The sequence below is a fragment of the Acetobacterium sp. genome (assembly GCF_036508315.1).
Classification (GTDB): Bacteria; Bacillota; Clostridia; order Eubacteriales; family Eubacteriaceae; genus Acetobacterium.
Genome location: NZ_DATCHP010000107.1, coordinates 1 through 21,884, shown reverse-complemented (window position 1 = coordinate 21,884; position 21,884 = coordinate 1). Strand labels below are relative to the sequence as shown.

21 protein-coding genes and 1 riboswitch are annotated in these 21,884 nt (G+C 40.5%); of the genes, 2 read left to right on the top strand and 19 right to left on the bottom strand.

The window, feature by feature from the left end:
• Positions 1-178: 178 nt before the first annotated feature.
• The 17 genes from hemL to VIK44_RS12880 form a co-directional block, all read right to left on the bottom strand.
• Entirely contained in the window at positions 179-1,468 is a 1,290-nt protein-coding gene (gene hemL / locus VIK44_RS12960) for a glutamate-1-semialdehyde 2,1-aminomutase (RefSeq protein ID WP_331554312.1), read from the bottom strand.
• A gap of 147 nt (positions 1,469-1,615) precedes the next feature.
• Positions 1,616-2,581: a porphobilinogen synthase gene (gene hemB / locus VIK44_RS12955; protein ID WP_331554311.1), complete on the bottom strand. Its 966-nt coding sequence runs from the start codon at positions 2,579-2,581 to the stop codon at positions 1,616-1,618.
• A gap of 196 nt (positions 2,582-2,777) precedes the next feature.
• Positions 2,778-5,195, bottom strand: coding sequence for a hydroxymethylbilane synthase (hemC, locus tag VIK44_RS12950; protein ID WP_331554310.1), 2,418 nt, complete (start codon positions 5,193-5,195; stop codon positions 2,778-2,780).
• Between the two features lie 52 nt (positions 5,196-5,247).
• Positions 5,248-5,820 (bottom strand): bifunctional precorrin-2 dehydrogenase/sirohydrochlorin ferrochelatase, encoded by a 573-nt coding sequence (locus tag VIK44_RS12945; protein ID WP_331554309.1) that lies wholly within the window; start codon positions 5,818-5,820, stop codon positions 5,248-5,250.
• Entirely contained in the window at positions 5,798-7,090 is a 1,293-nt protein-coding gene (hemA, locus tag VIK44_RS12940) for a glutamyl-tRNA reductase (RefSeq protein ID WP_331554308.1), read from the bottom strand. The genes VIK44_RS12945 and hemA overlap by 23 nt, the downstream gene beginning before the upstream one ends.
• Positions 7,065-7,907 (bottom strand): energy-coupling factor ABC transporter ATP-binding protein, encoded by an 843-nt coding sequence (locus VIK44_RS12935; RefSeq protein ID WP_331554307.1) that lies wholly within the window; start codon positions 7,905-7,907, stop codon positions 7,065-7,067. Before VIK44_RS12935 ends, hemA begins: the two co-directional genes overlap by 26 nt.
• Entirely contained in the window at positions 7,900-8,601 is a 702-nt protein-coding gene (gene cbiQ / locus VIK44_RS12930; RefSeq protein ID WP_331554306.1) for a cobalt ECF transporter T component CbiQ, read from the bottom strand. The genes VIK44_RS12935 and cbiQ overlap by 8 nt, the downstream gene beginning before the upstream one ends.
• A gap of 28 nt (positions 8,602-8,629) precedes the next feature.
• Complete coding sequence (locus VIK44_RS12925) at positions 8,630-8,929, bottom strand: energy-coupling factor ABC transporter substrate-binding protein (RefSeq protein ID WP_331554305.1); 300 nt, start codon at positions 8,927-8,929, stop codon at positions 8,630-8,632.
• Complete coding sequence (locus VIK44_RS12920) at positions 8,907-9,653, bottom strand: energy-coupling factor ABC transporter permease (protein ID WP_414637083.1); 747 nt, start codon at positions 9,651-9,653, stop codon at positions 8,907-8,909. Before VIK44_RS12920 ends, VIK44_RS12925 begins: the two co-directional genes overlap by 23 nt.
• 230 nt (positions 9,654-9,883) lie before the next feature.
• Positions 9,884-10,063: riboswitch (cobalamin riboswitch) on the bottom strand.
• A 155-nt stretch (positions 10,064-10,218) separates the two neighbouring features.
• Positions 10,219-10,671: a Fur family transcriptional regulator gene (locus tag VIK44_RS12915; protein ID WP_331554304.1), complete on the bottom strand. Its 453-nt coding sequence runs from the start codon at positions 10,669-10,671 to the stop codon at positions 10,219-10,221.
• Positions 10,672-10,740: 69 nt separating this feature from the next.
• Positions 10,741-11,583, bottom strand: a complete 843-nt coding sequence (locus VIK44_RS12910; RefSeq protein WP_331554353.1) for a metal ABC transporter permease — start codon at positions 11,581-11,583, stop codon at positions 10,741-10,743.
• Complete coding sequence (locus VIK44_RS12905) at positions 11,576-12,388, bottom strand: metal ABC transporter ATP-binding protein (RefSeq protein ID WP_331554303.1); 813 nt, start codon at positions 12,386-12,388, stop codon at positions 11,576-11,578. Before VIK44_RS12905 ends, VIK44_RS12910 begins: the two co-directional genes overlap by 8 nt.
• The gene (locus VIK44_RS12900; RefSeq protein WP_331554302.1) at positions 12,388-13,314 is read right to left on the bottom strand and encodes a metal ABC transporter substrate-binding protein; all 927 of its coding nucleotides are present in this window, start codon (positions 13,312-13,314) and stop codon (positions 12,388-12,390) included. Before VIK44_RS12900 ends, VIK44_RS12905 begins: the two co-directional genes overlap by 1 nt.
• A gap of 225 nt (positions 13,315-13,539) precedes the next feature.
• Positions 13,540-15,534, bottom strand: a complete 1,995-nt coding sequence (locus tag VIK44_RS12895; protein ID WP_331554301.1) for an FtsX-like permease family protein — start codon at positions 15,532-15,534, stop codon at positions 13,540-13,542.
• Positions 15,527-16,294: an ABC transporter ATP-binding protein gene (locus tag VIK44_RS12890; protein WP_331554300.1), complete on the bottom strand. Its 768-nt coding sequence runs from the start codon at positions 16,292-16,294 to the stop codon at positions 15,527-15,529. The genes VIK44_RS12895 and VIK44_RS12890 overlap by 8 nt, the downstream gene beginning before the upstream one ends.
• Before the next feature lie 129 nt (positions 16,295-16,423).
• Positions 16,424-17,428: a sensor histidine kinase gene (locus tag VIK44_RS12885; protein WP_331554352.1), complete on the bottom strand. Its 1,005-nt coding sequence runs from the start codon at positions 17,426-17,428 to the stop codon at positions 16,424-16,426.
• Between the two features lie 13 nt (positions 17,429-17,441).
• Positions 17,442-18,116 (bottom strand): response regulator transcription factor, encoded by a 675-nt coding sequence (locus VIK44_RS12880; protein ID WP_331554299.1) that lies wholly within the window; start codon positions 18,114-18,116, stop codon positions 17,442-17,444.
• 237 nt (positions 18,117-18,353) lie between these two features.
• On the opposite strand from VIK44_RS12880, the gene VIK44_RS12875 reads away from it, so the two are divergent.
• On the top strand, positions 18,354-18,506 hold the full coding sequence (locus VIK44_RS12875; RefSeq protein WP_331554298.1) for a hypothetical protein: 153 nt from the start codon (positions 18,354-18,356) through the stop codon (positions 18,504-18,506).
• Between the two features lie 8 nt (positions 18,507-18,514).
• Positions 18,515-18,703 carry a hypothetical protein gene (locus VIK44_RS12870; protein ID WP_331554297.1) on the top strand — a complete coding sequence of 63 codons (189 nt, stop codon included), beginning with the start codon at positions 18,515-18,517 and terminating at the stop codon, positions 18,701-18,703.
• A 107-nt stretch (positions 18,704-18,810) separates the two neighbouring features.
• On the opposite strand, the gene VIK44_RS12865 is transcribed toward VIK44_RS12870, so the two are convergent.
• Positions 18,811-19,857 (bottom strand): PAS domain-containing protein, encoded by a 1,047-nt coding sequence (locus VIK44_RS12865; protein WP_331554296.1) that lies wholly within the window; start codon positions 19,855-19,857, stop codon positions 18,811-18,813.
• Positions 19,854-21,884: CheR family methyltransferase (locus VIK44_RS12860; protein ID WP_331554295.1), on the bottom strand; the 2,031-nt coding region annotated here is incomplete at its 5' end. The genes VIK44_RS12865 and VIK44_RS12860, both read right to left, overlap by 4 nt.

Sequence of the window (21,884 nt, the reverse complement as noted above, 5' to 3'; positions counted from 1 at the left end):
ATTTTTATTTAATTGCAACAGTGCGCCGAGCTTCGCTGTCTGTTTTCATGAAACAATTTCTCCACTATACGACGAACACTCTAACGAGATGTCCGTCTATACGTTACAAAATCGTTTATGAAAACTGCCATCAAAGCAATTCAGTTTTATACTATTTCATAATTATCTGTTTATGTTTCTATTTTAAGTTTTTCAGAGCCTGGTAATTGTCCTCAATGGTTTTTTGAATATCTTCTATGGTGTGAGCCGTTGAAAGAAAAATGCCTTCAAACTGGGCTGGTGGCAGTAGGTTTCCTGCATCCAGCATGGATTTAAAGTACCGAGTGTACGCGTTAGTATCTGATGTCATTACCGCTTTGTAGCCATTAATGGGCTGGTCGGTAAAGAAGAGACAGGTCATTCCTTTAACGCGGACCATTTGGGCCTTGACTCCGGTTTTTTTTATGTTTGCTTTAAAACCTGCTTCCAGGAGTTTTGCTTTTTCTTCCAGTTCCACATAAATCTCAGGATGATCTCTTAAATAGGTTAATGTGTTCATTCCCATTTTCATGGCAATGGGATTTCCTGACAGGGTGCCGGCCTGGTAAACCCCACCGAGCGGAGCCACGGTTTCCATAATATCACGACGTCCGCCATAGGCGCCGACCGGCATTCCGCCACCGATAATTTTCCCAAGGGTGGTCATATCCGGTTTAATTCCAAATACTTCCTGGGCGCCGCCGTAGGCCAAACGAAATCCGGTAATAACTTCGTCAAAGATTAAAACCGTGCCTTCTGACTCGGTGATTTCCCGGAGACCTTTCATGAAGTCCATATCCGGCGGAACAACTCCCATATTACCGGCTACGGGTTCGACGATGATTGCCGCAATTTCTCCAGGATTTTCTCTAAAAAGAGCTTTTACACTTTCAATGTCATTATAGGTGGCAACAAGGGTGTCTCTGGCTGTTCCAGGTGTTACCCCGGAGCTGGTAGGCACACCAAAAGTCAGTGTTCCCGACCCTGATTTTACAAGAAGTCCATCGGCATGACCATGGTAACAGCCTTCAAACTTAATGATCTTATCACGTCCGGTAAAGCCACGGGCTACCCGCAATGCGCTCATGGTTGCTTCGGTTCCTGAGCTGACCATTCTTACCATTTCCATGGAAGGATAAGCCTGGGTCATCAGCTTTGCCATATCAACCTCAATGGCTGTCGGGGCGCCAAAGCTGGTGCCTTTTTCAAGGGCTTCCTGGATGCCGTCAAAATAAACCGGTGAGGCATGCCCTAAAATAAGGGGTCCCCAGGAACAAATATAATCCGTATATTCGTTACCATCAACATCATAAATCTTGGAACCCTTCCCACGGTCAATAAACACCGGGGCCATATTCACAGATTTAAAGGCCCGAACCGGACTGTTAACCCCACCGGGTATAACTTTTTCCGCTTCTATAAATAATTTCTCTGATTTTTCTCGATTCATAAGTTCCTCCCATAATGATCATATTTTTCGTCTGAATTCTTGATTTTTTTTAGGATGAATTCAGCCCAAAATTACGTTAGCTTTTATACCGGTCACACGCTCACGCTTAGTGACCTACCAAATTTAAAAAAAAATTGGGTAAAAGTGTCATTGATAGTCTTTAAGCATGGCTTGCAGTTCTTTGGCAAAGTAGGTAATGATAATGTCAGCTCCGGCGCGCTTAATGCAGATCAGGCTTTCGAAGATCACCCGGCGATCCATGAGGTTGGCATCCACAGCGTTTTTAATCATGGCATATTCGCCACTGACCTGATAAGCTGCCATCGGCAAATAGGAAAGTTCCTTGCCCCTGGCAATAATATCAAGATAAGGCATGGCTGGCTTGACCATAACAATGTCCGCACCTTCGTCGATATCCATTTCCATTTCCTTTAAGGCTTCTCTGGAATTGGCAGGATCCATTTGATAGCTTTTGCGGTCCCCAAAGGCTGGGGCCGAGTTGGCTGCATCCCGGAAAGGGCCATAAAAGCTTGATGCAAACTTGGCTGAATAAGCCATAATGGGAATGGCTTCATAACCCTCATCATCCAGAGTTTCTCGCATATGACCAATACGGCCATCCATCATATCCGATGGCGCCACCATATCCGCACCGGCCTGGGCATGACTTAAAGCGGTTCTACTCAGGGTCTTCAATGTTTTTTCCCTTTGGATATCGCCGTTTTCTTCAAAAAAGCAGCAGTGTCCATCACTTTTAAATTCACATAAACAGACATCGGTAATCACATACATGTCAGGATCCGTTTTTTTAATGACGCGAATGGCTTCCTGAACCAGTCCGGTTTCAATAAAGGCCGGTGTTGCCTCACGGTCTTTTTCATCTGGAACCCCAAAAATAATGACATAACGGATTCCCAATTCTTTAAGAGCCAATGTTTCAGCTCCCAGCATATCCAAAGACAAATGGTACTGATCCTTCATGGAGCTGATTTCTAATCGAATACCCTCTCCATCGACAATAAACAAGGGATAAACCACATCGTTCATGGAAAGCTGGGTTTCCCTTACCAGGTTTCGAATGGCTGTATTTTTTCTAAGTCGTGTTGGTAACATAATGCTTCACTCCTTAATCAATTTTTCTAGGTAATTGCCAAAGTATCGTGAGCTTCGCTGCCTGTTTTCATGAAACAATTTTTCCACTATACGGCGGACAGTTCTTCGAACTGTTCGCCTATACGTTACAAAATTGTTTATGAAAACTGCCATCAAAGCAAAATTTGTTTGTGTTTTTAAATTCCGAAGTTATCGTCTACTTTTCTGCATCCTTTAGGATGGCATCCAGCATTCCCTGAATGGTATAAGTTTCAGCTTCTATATCAACATCAATGCCTAATTCAAGACATTTTTTTGAGGTTTGGGGGCCAATGGAAACGCATTTGGCTGAGTTAATATCATCCAGATGTTCGGCTCCAATTTTTTCCACAAAGAACTCAACGGTGGTGGAGCTGGTAAAGGTGATATAATCAATTTTATTATTTTTTAACATTTCCAGAGGATCGACAGTGGCGTGATCTTCTCTGACCGTTTCGTAGGTTTGGACCTCATCCACCGGACAAATCTCTGATAACTTTTCAACTACATAAACCCGGGCATTTTTAGACCGGGGAACAAGAACTCTTGAATCCCTGGTGAGCAATGGTGCCAGGCCGTTGACCAATTCTTCACCAATATATTTTTCCGGGACAAAATCTGCAGCCAGTCCCCGTTTTAGTAAGGCGTTCTTTGTTCCTTCACCAATGGCGGTAATATGAAGCTTACCAAAGGCTCTGGCATCTTTACCGCAGCGTTTCAGCGAGTCAAAGAAGATTTCCACTCCATTGATGCTGGTGAAAATAATATGGGTATATTTCTCAAGCATCATGACTTTTTCGTCACAGGCCGCTTCGTTAATGGGAATAATTTTAATGGTAGGGTATTCAATGGGATTTCCGCCAAGCTCAACAATTTTTTCTGACATTTGTGAACTTTGCTCCCGGGACCTCGTCACAATAATGGTTTTTCCAAACAATGGTTTTTCATCAAAGAATCGGAGTTTTTGTCGTTTATTAACCACTTCTCCCACCACAATAAGGCTGGGGGCGGTAATTTTCGCCTGGGTTGCAATATCATAAATGGTTTCCAGATTGCCAACCACCACCCGTTGATAGGGAGTTGATGCCCGATGGACAACGGCCACCGGCATTTGCGCATTCATGCCGTTTTTTACCAGCTCATCGCAAATTTTCTTCAGGTTTTTGACTCCCATTAGAAAAACAATGGTACCGGTAAGTTTTCCCAGCACTGGCCAATCTAAATCTGAAGAGCCATCATAGGCATTTGATTTTAAATGACCGGTAATCACATGAAACGAGGAAACACAATCACGGTGGGTAATGGGAATGCCGGCATAGGCCAGGCCACCAATGACTGAAGTAATTCCGGGGATTACCTCAAAGGGCACACCGGCATCGTACAGTTCTTCGCCTTCTTCGCCGCCCCGGCCAAATACATAGGGATCCCCGCCTTTTAATCGAATAACGGTTTTTCCTTCCAGGCCTTTTCTGACCAGCAAAGCGTTGATTTCTTCCTGGGGCATGGCATGATTTCCGGCCCGTTTTCCCACATAGATGATTTCCGCGTTTTCCTTTGCCTCGTTTAAGAAACTCTCATTCACCAAAGCATCATAAACCAGAACATCCGCTTTTTTTAAAACACCCAGCGCTTTGACAGTTAATAGTCCCGGATCTCCGCAGCCGCCACCGGCTAAATAAACTTTTCCCGGTTTAGTATGCACTGACTGATAACACTCTTTAGCCAGGCGTTCTCCTAAGACTTCTACATCCTCAACTGGTCCTTCAACGGATCGTGTCACCACAACACTGCCATCTTCCAGGCCATAGAGACCATAAAGCTTAACAGTTTCACCCTTTATTTCGCAGTAAGCCCCAATGGGAATATGACAGCTACCGTTAAGGGCCTTGAGGAAGCCTCGTTCCCCTTTCATCTGAATAATGGTATCTTTATCACAAATGACTGTCATTAAATCTTTAACCGTTTCATTATCGTCTCTTATTTCAACAGCCAGAATTCCCTGGGCCGGTGCGGGAATAAAGGTGGTTTCCGGCAGTGCAATGGTGTGGAAGCCTTTATCCTCAAAGCGACCGATGCGTTTCAGGCCTGCTGCTGCAAGGATAATACCATCCAGGTTTTGTTCCTGCATTTTGCGAATCCGGGTGTCGATATTGCCACGAATTCCGACCACTTGAATGTCTGGTCGCTGTTTTTTTAGCTGATAGATCCGCCGTTTACTTCCGGTCGCTACAGTGGCTCCCTGAGGTAGTGCTTCCAGAGAATCAATATTATGGGGAGTAAGCAGTACATCCCGGGGATCTTCCCTTTTTGGTGGTACGGTTAAGATTAACCCGTCGGGGAGCTTTGACGGCATGTCTTTCATACTATGAATGGCCATGTGAATTTCTCCGGATAACAGGGCATCTTCCAATTCCTTGGTAAACAGACCCTTGTCTCCGATTTTATCCAGGGGTTTATTCTGGATCAAATCCCCTTTGGTTTTAATAATAACCATTTCGAAATTGATCTGGGGATGTGCCTTTGCCAAAACATCAATCAGCCATTGGCTCTGGACCCTTGCCAGGGTGCTTCCCCGGGTTCCAACTTTTATATTCATAAGATTATCTCCAATTCATCTATTGTCATATCATCCCAAAGAATGAGATCTTTTATTTCTTAAGTTTTTCTTTCAGCTCTGCAATGGAGCAGTGGGCTAAGACTTTAAGCTTTTGACTATCGTCGCCTTTTTCTAAACTTCTTTTTCGACATTCCCGAAGCAGTACGGTTCTTTCAGTATAGCTTTCATCGTAGCGCCGGGATAAATCTTCGATAATGGCTTTGGTTAAAAAAGGACTGGCGCCTTCTGTACAAACCGACAGGGTTAAATCCCCTCGCCTGATCACACTGGGAAAAATAAAATCCGAATCATCCGGACTATCCACCCGATTACACCAGATACCCAAAGCTTGACAATCTTTTTTTACCTGGGCATTAATGGCTTCGCTATTGGTTGCCGCCACCACTAAATCGATGCCTTCCAGCTGATCGCAATGATAAGTGTCTTTAATCAATTTTAACCCTTCATCCTGGGTTTTCACAAGGCAATCTGAAAACTCGGGACTCACACATACAACCCGGGCGCCATTTTCGAAAAGTGTTAAGCTGCGACGTGTGGCTACTTTACCGCCACCGACCACCAGAACCCTTTTGTTTTTCAAGTTAAACAGCAGCGGTGTCATCATTTTTTTCAACTCCTGAAATGGCTTTTTTAGGGTTTCCCGAGAAAAGATAGGTCACTGTTTTTTCAATCCCTAAAATTTCCTCTTCAGTGTCCAAAGATTTTAACTGCTTAATGGGAGCCATGACCATTTCCCGGAATTTTGACTTTACAATCTTGGCCAGATATTCTTCTTCTTTTTTTGTGAGTTCCAAATGTCTGCAAAGATTTGTTATGGTTTCTTCTGCTAAATGACGGGATTTTTCGTTAAGATCCCCCACCATATTATCAACCTTGGCATGGGTTATCCATAAAAGGAGCCCATCAATTTCCTCTTGTATTTCAATGGCGATTTTTTTTGCAATTTTCTGACGATAAACCATTGTCTCATCCATCATTTCCTTAAAATGATCAATGGTCAATAATTCAATATCGGCAACGTCGCCAATGGCTTCTTCAACATCCCGGGGTAAGGCCAAATCGATAATCGTTAGCGGTTTGACTCGCTTGGGCATATTTTCAGCCTTTAAAATGACATGAGGGGAAGCAGTTGCCGTAATAATCACATCCATTTTCGGTATGATGTCATAGCGTTTTTCATAATGAACCATTTGGACATTTTCATGAATCGCTTCACACTCATCCATATTATGAAAGGTTCGGTTGGTCATATAAGGATTTTGGAAGCCCTCGGCCTTCATGTACCTTAGCGCTAATACCCCCATTTTCCCTGACCCGATAATCAGTATTTTTTTATTTCCATAATCTTGCGGGTATTGTCGTTTAATATGTTTAACTGCCGTTGAACTTAATGACAATGGGGTTTCTGAAATTTTATATTCGGTTTTCACCTTTTTTGTAAAGGTAATGGCTTCCCGAAACATTTTTGTCAGATATTTTCCGCAGCCTTTAATGGCCTGGGATTTTTCCAGAGCATCCTTGACCTGACCTAAAATCTGATCTTCTCCCAAAATCATGGAATCCAGTCCGGTGACAACTTCATAAAGATGGACTAATGCTTCTCTGCCCTTTTTTTCAAAAAGATATGGAGCTAATGCTTCAGATTTCTCCCTGAGATAAAATTGGTTTAAAATTTCAACCACAGCATTCTCATTTCGGGTCGAAACGTATATCTCACTGCGATTACAGGTCGAAAGGATAATCACTTCTGCGATGGCCTCTTCATTTAAAAGGGTTCGGATGGCTTCGTTAAGGGCTCGATTAAGAAATGCGCCCTTTTCCCGAATGGCAAGGGGGGTATCTCGATGATTAATTCCTACTACAACCAGTTTCATCTTTTTGAACCTCCTTTTTTTGCTTTTCCACTGCGTTTTCCAGTTCAGCAATACTTCGATATCCTCTAATTCCCAGACACGCCTCGAGACGTGTCATGGTTGCCTGTTCTAAACTCGCGGTTTTCAGTGCTTCATCATTTTTAAAAACCTGGGTGGTTTCGCCTTCACAAAGGACTTCTCCATGATGGAGGACATAGGTGTAATCACAGAATTCATAAATGAAATCCATATCGTGACTGGATAAAATAATTTTCATGCCATTTCCCAATGCATTGCGAATAATAGACTTCACTCCGGCCTTGCTTTTAGGATCAAGTCCCAGAGTTGGTTCATCCATGAGCATAATCCCGGGTTCCATGGCCAAAACGCCTGCCATAGCCACTCGTTTTTTCTGACCATAGCTAAGATAATGGATGGGACGTTCCGAAATCCCAGTAACCCCGGTGGCTGCCATGGCTTTTTTTACCCGTTTATCAATCTCATCAACATCCATTCTCATGTTTCTTAGCGCAAAGGCAATATCATCATAGATACCTGAATAAAAAACCTGTTTATCGGACTCCTGGATCACCAGGCCAATCTGTTTTCTGAAAGCATACAAGTCTTTCTTTTTGTAGGAAAGGGGTTCCCCTTTAAAAGAAACGCGACCCTCGGTAGGCTTAATGAGACCGATTAACGCCGCCATCAGGGTGGACTTGCCGGCACCGTTTTCACCGATAAGAGCAATACAATTTCCCTTGCTACCGTCAACTGAAACGTTTTTCAAAGCCTTTGTTCCGTCAGGATATTGATAAGTTAAATTTTCTGTTTTAATCATGGGAAAAACCTTTCTTATAGCTTACATGAAAATCCCCCTGGTATTGCTTTAATTCCAGGGTCTGGGTCATTTCTTCATAACTTTTCACAGCCATCAGCAAAAGATTACTTAATATCATTGCAATGGATTGAAAGGTTCCTTTTAAGTTGCGATATCCAAATCGCAATTCCTGAGCAGTAGCCATTAACTTGATTTTATCCCAATAATCAAAAATAAAGCGATAGGTCAGAATAAAAATTTCTAAAAAAGTATTGCTGATATGGGCTTTTTTCATTACCCCGGCGATTTGCATCACAGGCGTGGTGTATATCAAGAAAAGCATACAGGATACGCCTGACATGGCCCGGCAGAAAACAAGGCTGGCAATGGCAATATTTTCAGGGGTAATGCCAACTGTAAGGTTAAACAATTGAAAGGAAAACAGATAATTCCCTTCCCCCTGGGAAATCGTTAAAAGCAAGGCCAGTGCCCCCGGGATAATAAAGAGTGAATCAAAAATCAGGGTATGCAGATAAACCTTCACCGGAATTTTTGCCCACAATAGCGTGCATCCCACCATAACACCAAAAACCCCTGCCATATACAGGGGTTCCTTAATAAAAAAAACAGAAAGGAGCATTATCAGGGAACCCACGACCTTTAATGTAGGGTTGGCTTTGCTGAGTCTATTGGTATGTGCAATACGATCAATCATGGTATTTTCCTTTCATCAATGCAGATGCTCAAGATGATTTATCAACTTTTGAAATATTTTTTGATTTCTTATATAAATAACCGAAACATACAATCAAGCCGCCAATTCCCAGTGCCTGCTGAAAATGAAAAAGATTTTTTTCCATATCTCCCGGCTTAAACAAGCTTTCAAACCAGGGTTTATAATTTGGATCAATGGACGTAATCGCATCGCTTCCCTTATTATCAGCCCCGGCAAACGTTGCATTGGGCAAAAGAATCTGCGGAATAATAATGAGTGCCCCGATTATTAAGACTAAAACAATTTTAGTTATCAGTGAAAGTTTCATCAGATAATATCCCCTTTTCTTTATATTTATAAATGGTATTAATCACTAATACCGTCAGTATGCCTTCAATGATGGCCAGCGGCAGTTGCGTGATTGCAAAAATCCCTAAAAACTTTGTCAGGGAAGCTATAAACCCACCAATGGGATCTGGAAACGCCAGGGCCAACTGAACCGACGTCGTTACATAGGTCATGAGATCTCCCAGAAAAGCAGCAAAAAAGATGGTTAACGGTTTGGGACAATTGAGTTTTAATAATCCTTTGTAAACACCATAGGCCACAAAAGATCCTACAATAGCCATCGAAAAGGCATTTGCACCCAGAGTGGTCAAACCCCCATGAGCAAGCAACAATGCCTGGAATAACAGGGCAATTGTTCCAACCACTATGGTTGCCCAGGGTCCAAGGGCAATCGCACCTAAACCAATTCCCGTCATATGAGAAGAACTTCCTGTGACTGAAGGCAATTTAAAAGCCGATAATGCAAAGATAAACGCAGCTGCAATAGCCAGCAATACCTTTTGTTCCGGTTTATCTTTAAATATTTTTCCCACTTTATAAAGCCCAAATGCCATGAATGGCAATGACAATGCCCACCAGAAAATTGCCCAGCCAATGGGAAGAAATCCTTCCATAATGTGCATGGCATTAACTGGCTGTGCTACAATCACCACCAGAAAGGTTAACATTACAACCATTGCAACGCTTTTCTTATTTTTTTTCATTTCTTTCTCCCGAAAATTTATAGTTCAACCATTTAAAGACTATCTTACGCTGTCCAATCAAGCAGACCCACTAAAAGTCTATAATAAATGGAAACGAAAAAAACCTCTCTTTCCATATTTCTATTGAAAAAGAGGTTAACTATTACACTTATCCATTGATCCCTACTATTGTGATGTCTCAGAACCAACTTTTGTTAACGTTACTAATTTCCCTTTTCCCTGGAAGGATATTCTAGCACTTCAATTTAGTAGGTTTCCTGACTTATAGCTTTTATTCTCCTCGCCTTCCCAGACAATACGTGCCCAGTGACATATTAAGGAGACATAACTAATTACAGTGACCGGATCGTTCTGGATTCTAACCAGATTCCCTCAATGAATTTGTTCATCCTAAATGAATTTTACATTTCTTATTTAATTGTATCTTCATTATAACATGGTTGATTTAAAAGTCCAGATTTTTTTGCTGACTGTGATACTAGCTTAAATTTAAATATAGGTCATTGCGAAATTCATAAACACAACCGTAACCTGACAGCGAAGCTCACAGTACTTTCGCAATAACCTAGACAATGCTTTTACCATTATTTTCTTTTTCCCTGCAACTTTTACACACGCCATAGATTTCAAGTTTATGACCAAGAATAGTATAGCCCATTTTTTCTTTTATCTTTTTTTCATACTCATCAAATGGACATTCATCAACCATCGTTATTTTTTTGCACCTCATGCATACAAGATGATGCTTATGCTCGAAACTGTTGAGCTCGAATAACGTTTTATTATCGCTTACCGTACTCGTTTTAATGATCAATTCATTTTCCACAAGGGTATTCAAAACTCTGTATATGGTCGATAAATTTATAGAGATCTTTTGGTTGCTGAGTGCCAGATAAATTTGATCCGCCGTTAATGGTTGGGTGCCTTCTTCCAATAGTTTTAATATCGAATTTCGGTGTTTTGTATTCTTTAAACCCTTAAGCTTTAAAGCTTCCTTATAGGTTGTTATTTCACTCATATTACTCCTCGTTTCATGACAAATCATAACGTGATTTTCCACAGTCTGCATAATTTATGGCGGTTACTTTTATTCGAATTTACTTTTAAATGCAAGGGTTAAGAAGAAAATAATTCCGGATACTAATACGATTGTCGCTCCGGTTGCGGTATTCAAATAGTAAGAGGCTATCAATCCGCTGATCCCTGAAAAAACAGCAATCATTACCGATACCAGGGTATACTGCCTCACATTACTTGTAATATTTCTTGCACCTGCTGCAGGTAATACCAAAAGTGAGTTAATAATAAGAAGGCCCACCCATTGTATTGAAATTGTGACGATCACAGCAATCATCGTTGTAAATATCATTTCAACCAGAAGTGTGTTTACCCCTCTGCTTCGTGCAAGAGATTGATTGATACTTACCATCAATAGCTTATTAAAAATGACACTCCAAAGAAAAATAACGATGATAAAAGCCCCGATTAAAATAAGGATTTCAGATGTGGTTATGCTGAGCAAATCTCCAATTAAATAGGATGAATATTTATTAAAGCTTCCACCCAGAGACATTAACACCAGCCCCAGAGCAATGGCAATTGAGGAAAAAACACCGATAATGGTATCGGTTGAAGCCCGACTCTTATTTTTGATGACTGTAATGACCAAGGCAAAAACAATTGAAAAGGCCACTGCTGCAAAAATGGGACTGACTAAACCAATCAGTGATCCAATGGCGATTCCGGTAAAAGCTCCGTGTCCTAAGGCGTCTGAAAAAAACGCCATTTTATTACTGACAATCATGGTTCCCAATAAGCCAAAAAGAGGGGTTATTAAGAGTATGGCCAAAAGAGCATCTTTCATGAAATCATAACCTGCCCATTGAAATGGTAACATAACAGTAATAAGATCATGCCATAAACTAAGCATCATTTGCTTCACCCCAGTTATTCCCATGATCACTGGATCTGTGTTTAAACCAAGTCATTCCAAATATTTTTGATGTTATTTGATTGTTGAAAACCTCATTGGGCGATCCACAGCATAGAACGGTTCCGTTTAATAAAATAACACGATCCGCATACTTTTCAACCAAATCCAAATCATGGGAAACCAAAATAATCGATAAATCATATTCTTTTCTTAACTCAGACACCGTGTCATAAAAAACCTCTAATCCATTCTGGTCAATCCCGGATACAGGCTCATCCAGTAACAATAAATCAGGAATGGGATCAAGGGCCAACGCAAGCAAAACCCGCTGAAGCTCTCCTCCTGATAAGGCCCCAATTCTTCGATTGATGAGATGTTCTGCTTTGACCTTTGAAAGACTTTCTTTCACTTTATTTCTTATATTTTTCGTGCTGAGCAACCATGCCGGGATTTTAGAATTACATACCATAAAAAGATCCAGAACACTGGTTGGGGTGCCACTGTCAAAGCTTAAATTCTGAGGAACATACCCAATTAAAGGAACGCCGCTATCCTTATTCTTTTCATCCAGGTATTCGAGTTGCCCAGTGTGCTTAACATCTCCCAGCATGGCCTTTAACAGCGTACTTTTTCCGCCGCCATTTGGTCCTATAATCGCTGTTAATTCGCCGCAATGAATATGAAGATTAACATTTTCAAGAACTTTCGTATTACCAAAGTTCACATTAAAATTTTTGACCTTTGTACAACACAAACCAGAGCACTGGTCATCGTGGATCTGCTTTTCTTTTAACTCTTCCATTATTTTAATGCCTCTTCCAGAGATTTTAAATTATTTTCCATGATGTTCAAATAATCATCATAGGCATTTTCGGTTGCCTCACCTGTAACCCCTGGATCAAGGGGATAAATCTTAGCACCGGTTTCGTTGGCAATGGTTTCAGCGGCTTTTGCAGGATATTGGGGTTCTGTAAAAAGGGCTTTGACCTTTGAATCGTTAACTATTTTAATAGATTCTTCCAGTTCTTTAGGGGTAGGCACTGTCCCAGGTTCTCTTTCAATAACATCCACGATATTGAGATTAAATTCCCTGGCGAAATATGGGAAGGCTTCATGGAAGGTTATAATATCCCGACTACTCACATTTTCCAGAGAACTGTGCATTTTTTCTTTTAAAGCCTCTAACTTAACAATATAAGCGTCTGCATTTGCTTTGTATTGTGTTGCATTTTCCGGGTCTGCCAGAGAAAGTTGATCTGCAATATTTCTTACCTGGATGATTGAATCCGAGATACTCACCCAAACATGAGGATTGTCTTCCCCGGATGGATCTTTAATGAGCTCTATTCCTTTGCTGGCATCAATAATAATAAGATTTTCCTGCTGTTTTAATATGTCACCAAGAAAGGTTTCCATTCCTGCGCCATTAATAACAAAGGCATCGGCATTCCCAACCGTGATTAAATCCTGGGGGGTCAACTGATAATCATGAAGGCATCCGGTTTGAGGTTTAGTCATATTAATAACTTCAACCGCAGGAATATCTTTGGTCACATTAATGGTTGAAATATACATGGGATAAAAAGAAGTGACAATCGTAAAGTTTTTTTCTGTTGAGGTACTGTCTGAGCTTGATCGACTCTCAACCCCTTTATTTGATCCGCATCCACTTAAAACGGTAATGGCAACGAGAATAATAATGAAAAACCCGATCTTTTTTCTGTGCACAATAACTTCCTCCAAATAATAATGATTTGCATTTGCATTTACTATTATACCCCAAAATTTTATAAAAGAACAATTTAAAGGATTAATGACAATTTATGCTAAAAAAGAAGCGTATCAAACCCTGATACGCTTCTTTTAATTGTTCTCAAATTTCTGATCAGGAAAATCTGAGCAGATGAATTTTTTCCGATATCATTGTATATGAATGAAAGTAATTTTATTTTTTTATCGCTCCTGTTTTACCAGCTTATAATAGGACTTAGCCGTCAGCATAAAAACCAGGGCATAGAATACTGCAAACACCAAAGCCGTAACTCCAGTGCATAGGATGATCAGCGAAGTTTCAGTCAGCCTAAATACAGCCAGCATTTTGATCATTACCGGTAATGCAAAGCCAACATGAATGAAAGCCACTGCCAGAGGTAAAAAGAATACCATAAGAATTTGTTTCCCAATGGTTTTTTTGACTTCTTTTTTATCCATTCCAACCTTTTGCATGATCTCAAAGCGCTCGCAATCTTCATAGCCCTCGGATATTTGTTTGAAATAAATAATCAGTACCGTTGCCATGATAAACAGCGAGCCTAAAAACACGCCAAGAAATAAAAACCCGCCAAAGAGTATATACCACTCGGACATCGATAAATATAGATTGTCCATACTTATATTTGGATTTGTTTGCGCCAATGATCCCTCCAGATTTTCCGAGAAAAGCATTTTAGCATCTTCTGTGCCCTTGAGATTAAAGAGTGTAGCAGCTTGAAGGGCATTGGACTGTTCATTTCCATTCAGGGACTGGAGCATGGTGGTCATGGTTTGTTCATCCTTAACAATGAGATAATATTTATTTCCGATGGTCAGTCCTTTTTTCTGATCCATGGGAATGGATTCCAATTCTTCTTTAACTGAGAATTGATTATTTCCAAACATCATGGAATTTTCCCCATAATTTTCACTTACCGAAAAAATCATCACCTCATTTTCAGTAAGGGTTTTATCACTTTGAGTGATGCGGTTGTAATCATCCAATGGAATCACCCAAAGTTCACTCATTGCTTCATAATTCATAGCATCTGAGTTGCTCTCATTTAAGTTATCCGGCAAAAAAAGATTGCCATCACGAATGGTCCTTATTTGATTGAAATTAAATACCAACACATCCGTCACTTCCACATTGGCCTTTGTTTTTTCTGTTGCAATCAGGCTTTGAGTGGCTAAGGGATCAACTTCACTGGCCGTTCCAATAATACCCACATCCAGGGGATAAAGATCCCGCATCATGCTTTCCTGACCGATGTACAAGGATACTGTGGTGGAGATCGTCACCAGCACCATGGTGCAAAGAATACAAATACTAGCCAGCCCAACGGCATTTTGTTTCATACGGTAAATCATGCCTGAAACAGAAATAAAATTTCTCGATTGATAATAATATTTCTTATTTCTTTTTAATAATTTTAATAGGGCAATACTCCCTGAAGTAAACAATGCATAGGTTCCAATAATGACAAACAATACGGCGACAAAGAAGAGAAAGATCGCTTCAACCGGGGATTCCACCATCAATGCAATGGTATAACCCACACCCAAAGAAATAAGCCCAATAATGGTGACGATCCAGGAGGCCTTTGGTTCTTTTTCCCCTTGTTCGCCGCCCTTTAAAAGATCAATGGGATTTGCCAGTTTAACCTGCAGAAAATTTGTCAGCAACGTCAATAAAAACACAATGAGAAATACAATGGCTGTAACAATCAATCCGAAAACATCCACACTAAAAGCCAGGGGAATCTGAAAATGAATCATCCGAAGTAATAACAGAAAGAGCAATTTCCCAATGAGTATTCCTCCCAGTAATCCCAGAACCAAACTGATCGTACTGGAAAACAAGGTTTCATAAAACAATACCCTGGCAATATGTTTCTTCTCCAGGCCTAAAATACTGTACAGGCCCAGTTCTTTTTTTCGCCGTTTAATCAGGAAGCTGTTGGTATAAAAGAGAAAAATCACTGAGAAAATACCGATAAAAATGGTACCCAGAAAAAGAATGATTTTTAAATTTTCAGAACCCGGCATGGTGTCCAGGCCCTTGTTCCCATAAATGGAAATCATGATATAAAAGGTAACAATCGAACCAATACAGGTCAAAATGTAAGGAATATATGTGTTGGCATTTTTTCTAAGATTCAGAAATGCTAATTTGGGGTAAAATAGCCTATTCAACGTCGTTACCTCCGGTTGCCAACAATGCCAGGGTAAAGGATATTTTCTGATACATGTCCTCATTGCTCATGGAACCCCGGTAGATTTGATTGAAGATTTCCCCATCTTTAATAAACAATACCCGATTGGCATGACTTGCCGCCACAATACTGTGGGTCACCATTAAAATTGTTTGCCCCAAAGCATTAATACTGGAGAATATTTTTAATAAATTCATGGCGGACTTTGAATCCAGGGCACCGGTGGGTTCATCGGCCAGGACCAGTTTAGGTTGGGTAATCAGGGCTCTCGCCACTGCCGCCCGCTGTTTCTGTCCTCCGGAGACTTCATAGGGAAATTTTTTAAGGATGTCATTAATTTCCAGCCTTTTAGCAAGCGGTTTTAACCGACTGTTCATATCATCATAGGTTTTCTGTGCCAGTACCAGGGGCAGAAAGATATTATCCTCGATGGAAAAGGTATCCAGCAAATTAAAATCCTGAAAAACAAAACCCAGATTTTCCCGTCGAAACGCTGAGATTTCACTATCCTTAATCGTTACGATGTTTTTGCCATCTAAAAACACTTCTCCGCTGGTGGGCTTATCCAGAGAAGCCAATATATTAAGCAAGGTTGTTTTCCCTGAACCGGACTCGCCCATAATGGCCACGTATTCCCCTTGATCCACAGAAAAAGTCACATTAGACAGCGCCTGAACCTGATTTCCGCCAAAACGTGTTGTGTATATTTTTTTTAAACTCCTAACCTCTAATAACCGCATGTTTTTCTCCCTTTTAGTTTGAAATTTTAATAACTTTATTTACAACTTAAGTATAATAAAAAAGAAAATGCTCGACCATCGTTTTGGCTTACATTTTCCATTTTAACCTTACAGTTTTGTAAGGTTGCCTTATAAAGCTTCAAACTCCCGGGTGGATAAATCAATTCTGACTTTTGTTCCCCTGCCAACTTCTGATGTCACCGTCATCGAATGGGATAACTTACTCAAAACCTGCTGGGACAGATAAAGGCCGATGCCGGTGGATTTTTTGTCCATTCGTCCATTATAGCCGGTAAAGCCCCGATCAAAAATCCGGAGAATATCTTCGTCGCGGATGCCTACCCCGGTATCTTCAATAATCAGGGTTTTTTCTTTTTCCTGGTCCATATAAATTGCAATCTTTCCCTGATGAGTATATTTCAGGGCATTTGACAGTATCTGTTCCAGAACAAAAACCAGCCATTTTTCATCGGTGATCACCTGACACTGTATTTCTTCCAAATCTAAAGCGATCTTTTTATTAATAAATATCATACTGTATTTTTTAACCGCCTGTTTCACACTTGAAAGCAGGTCATATTCTTTTATAATTAAATCCGAAGTCATACTTTCAAGCCTCAGGTACTGGAGCACCATTTCCACGTATTGTTCAATTTTAAACAATTCCTGTTGGTATGCCCTGGTTTGTTCACTGGGTTTATCCTCGGTTTGAAGCAATAATCCCATGGCTGATATGGGGGTTTTTATCTGATGGGCCCAGAGGGTATAGTAATCAATCATTTCAGTTTGTTTATTGTCAAACTGAAAAATCAGATCCCGGCGATTTTCAGCCAGGCATTTAATCAGATTCTGATAGTCATTTTCCAAAAGATTTTTTGGATTTGGCAATTCTTTCATATTGAATGCTATTGAAGTGATCAACCCCGATAGGATTTGATGTTTTTGATAGAACCCCACAAAGTCAATGCTAACAAAAACAGCCCCAAGGACAACCACCAATTCAAGGCTATAAACGATGGGTTCCAGAGGCAATCCATACAAGGCATAAACGATTGTAAAAATAATGATAAATAAAACAAAGACCAACAGCACTTTTAACCGACTTTTTATATATGAATAAAACATAAATCTCATTGAACTTTTCACGCTAATCCCCAATCAAATAGCCTATTCCTTTTTTTGTGGTAATAAAATCAGCAAGTCCTAATCCATCCAATCTTTTTCGAAGCCGTGTGATGTTAACCGTTAGTGTATTATCATCCACAAAGCAGTCACTGTCCCAAAGGCGTTTCATAAGGATGTCCCGGGATACTGTTTTCCCCTTATTTTCCAAAAGAATCTGAAGGGTTTTAAATTCATTTCCGCTGAGCTCTGCCTTACGATCCTCATAGGTAATACTTGCATCATTCAGATTGAGAATGGCACCCTTGTGTTCCAGGAGATTCATCTGTCCCTGAAACAAGTAGGTCCGTCTCAGCAGGGCTTGAACCTTTGCGACCACCACGCTTAGATCAAAAGGCTTGGCAATAAAATCATCTCCCCCCATATTCATGGCCATGACAATATTCATGTTGTCACTGGTTGATGAAATGAATATAATGGGAACCTTTGAGATCTTTCTTATTTCACTGCACCAATGGTATCCGTTAAAGAATGGTAATGAAATATCCATTAAAATCAGCTGGGGATCATAGGCCACAAACTCATTAATCACCTGGTGAAAATCCAGGATCGACTGTGCTTCAAATCCCCATTTGCACAGGTGGGTTTTTAAGGATTGTGCAATGATTCCATCATCTTCAATGATTAATATTTTATACATGGCTTCCCCGCTCTATTTTTATTTTTCACTGTTAATTATTTGAATTTCAGTTATTACTTTCTATTATAATTCAAATCTTAATAAATTCAAACTATGATAAACATTATGGCAAAATATTACGCCCATTATAATGATTGTTCATCACATAATTATAACCAGTATTTGTGGGTATTGACTAACTACATGGGTTGAGTATTGATATTCACTAGGAATTATTTTAATTTTGGAGGGTTAATCATGAATACTCAGGAAAAGGAAGATGGAACCATTGAAGAAAATTTTGAAAGTGACGAATTAATTTCAAAAGAAGCGCATTCAAAAGATCCTGAACCAGTGGTGGTGACTATGTCGTCGTTGATACTGCTTAAAACGGAGGCAATATTAAAGTAATAATTATTATGATTGAGGGCTATAATGCAGGGGATATCCCCATTGAATTTGATTTTGGCACACCAGGCGATAATAAATTGAGTTGCCGTCATGAAAATAAAACATGGTTCGAATATAGTGCTGCAGAATATCTTGGCAATGGCCAATATCGTTTGCCATTTGAATTTGCCGGATCGGATATTATTACAATGGACTAAATTTCAGTGTCAAAAAAAGTGAAAACTCCCAGCCTGAATTTGACTGGGAGTTTTACTTTTTTAGACGTTTTTTTGTGATTAAAAACTGCTAATGCCATCTTCCATGCTTAATGCTTTTGAAATGTTTTATGGTTAATCATCTCATCATATGCATCTGCAAATGCAATAATTCTTTCAGTAATATTTCGACTTACACTCACAACTTCGACTTCTCCATCAGCATTGAAGCGAAGTTTTTTTGAGAGTTCAACCCAAATAATATCCCCGTTTTTACAGAACTGCTGAATCTCACTAATGTAATTTTTAGGATTTTCCGGATCCCTCAAAAACTCATTCAGGCATCTTCCTGCATTTTTTCTTTCAATCACCAGTGTTTCAGGGGTAAGCTTTTCCTCCAGACCCTCCTTCATTGCCTCTTCTGCTGTAAATCCTCTAAATTGGAAGACGGAAGGGCTGATATAGGTGAATTTATCATTTTTTATATTATATACTGAAATGACGTCAGATATGTTTTCTGCGATGGTCCTATATTTTTCTTCACTTATACGTATTTTATTTTCATCATTTTTACGCTCGGTAATATCATTGACGGTGACTCGGAATACAGGTTTGCCATCTTCATTCTGGACAACCGTGTCCACCATATGAGCCCAAAAGAGTGTTCCATCTTCTTTGACCATGCGCAACTCACATTCCTGAGGCTCCCTGATCTCAAAGAGCTGTTTACTGATAAGGTAATAAATATCCTGATCCTCACTGTAAATGAAGTTGGAGATTAATTTGCCCTTTAGTGTTCCCCGAGTTCGGCCTAGAAGCGTTGATAACGTAAAGTTGGACTCTAGAATCTCTCCGGTTTCGGAGATTGTGCAATAGCCAACCGGTGCCATATCATACAGATCGAAATAGCGTGCCCGGACACGGTCCACTTCTAACTGGGCTCTTCGCAGCTCTTCATTCTGCAACTCCAGTTCTATCTGATGCACAAGCAGTTCATGAACGATTTGTTCTATTTCTTCCAAAGTCATTAATTCAAGGTCTTCAGGAACTGATTTCTCCCTCCCTTTGGACAAATCTTCAGCACGCTTTCGCAATTCCCGCTTTTCATTCGCGGTAGAATCAGATTTTTCAGATTTTGTATCCTGTCTTTTCATCATGCACCTCTCATTATTGATCGTTCTGTTGTCGCTATGGCATATATTTTTCCATCCCCATTTAACAAAGCTGAGGAGGTCATCCATATCTCTACATCAGACCCATCTTTAGCTATTCGCCGAGTCTTGTAGGGTTTTAAAATTTTTGACTGGGTCAATTGGTTTATCTTTTCTAATTCTTTCGCAATCAGGTTCTTTGGAATAAGTTCACTGACATTCATGAGCAGCGCTTCAGATTCACTAAACCCATACGTCTTCTCTGCAGCAGGATTCCATGCTTTGATGTTACCCTCCAGGTCCTGTACGGTAATGGCATCATGTGAATCTCTCACTACGACAGCCAACCGCAACAACTCAATGTTGGCTGTACGGAGGGCTTCCCGGGTCTTCACATTTTTAGTAATATCAATGAAATTGATTACCGCCCCTTCAATCACATTGTTTTGGGTACGATAGGGCAGAATACGCATGATGTAAAACTTACCTTCCACTGTCTGCACTTCAATTTCTTTGGGAATGAGGTTTTTTAACACCGCCTTTGTGTCCTGGACCAGACAATTGTAGCCAACCAGATTAGGCACGATATGTCCGACAGGTCTTCCAATATCTCCCTGGATCAGATTGATAATTTGTATGGCAGCAGGTGTAAAGCGCAAAATCTCCATTTTTTGATTTAAGAAGATGGTTGCAATTTCGGTTCCCGCCAGGAGATTATTCATATCATTATTGGCCTGGGAAAGATCCTCCACCTTAATCTGCAGCTCCCCATTAACGGTTGCCAGTTCTTCATTAACGGATTGCAATTCTTCCTTGGATGTTTCCAGTTCTTCGTTGACGGACTGCATTTCTTCATTTATAGATTGCATTTCCTCATTTGTAGATTTCAGATCTTGGTTTGATGTTTCAAGTTCATCTTTTATTGTGAGCAGGTATTCATCTTTTGCTTGAAGTTCCTGTTTAAGGGAAGTGATGATTTCGTTATTAATCTCCGGATTGTCGCCTGCTTTTACTGGGACCGCATCTGAACACTCCTGTTTCGCTCCTGGAAGTGCCGTTGTTTTTGCATCCTCAAAGACGACCAGATACAAAAGCGACTCTGGCCTCTTATCTGAACCAGCTGATACTCTGCGAACGGTAAGGTTAACACCTGTAAAATGACTATTTGTTTTAACCAACAGTCCCGGATGTTCCACTGTTTCATTTTTCACCACAACACTCTGAATAGCCATGGTGAGTTTGTGCCTTAATCCTTCCCTTGCCATTTTTAAAATATTGTTCGTTCCCGACTCTCCCGATACTGGTTCAAGGTACATCCCAGTGCGACCATGGAGATACAATATATCGCCGATACTATTGACAAGTGCCGCAGCCAAACCGACCTGTTGCAAAAGTGCTTGCTCAGTGATTTCCCGGAGCGGTATTTTTTCAACATTTCCGATCCTTTTATTGACATGGGGAGTCATTGGATTCATTAGCGATAATGGCTGTATGACGCCATTCATCTTCATGCGTTGTTCACCGAAAGGAATTTCTTTGCTTTCATACAGTTTTGCTTTTTGGTTCAGTACATTAAATAGCTCCCCATGCTCACCAATGGTTTCTGATGATCCCAAAAAGAGAAAGCCACCTGGTTTTAGAGCATAATGGAATAATGGAATTAATTTTTTCTGCAATGCTCCGGTCATATAGATCATCAGATTACGACAACTGATCAGGTCGATTTTTGAGAAGGGAGGGTCTTTGATCACGTCCTGTTCGGAAAAAATCAGCATGTTGCGAATGCTTTTGTGAATCCGGTAATTGGCACCATCAGACTCCAATGTGAAAAAACGGGCCAGCCGTTCCGGTGAAATTTCGGCAGCAATACTTGCCGGGTAAAGCCCGGCTCTGGCAGTTTCAATGGCATGGGTGTCAATATCGGTACCGAACACTTTAATAATATAACTTTTCTTAAGCATATCCATGCGTTCCTGAAGGAGGATCGCAATGGAATAAGCCTCCTCACCTGTGGAACAACCTGTGGACCAAAC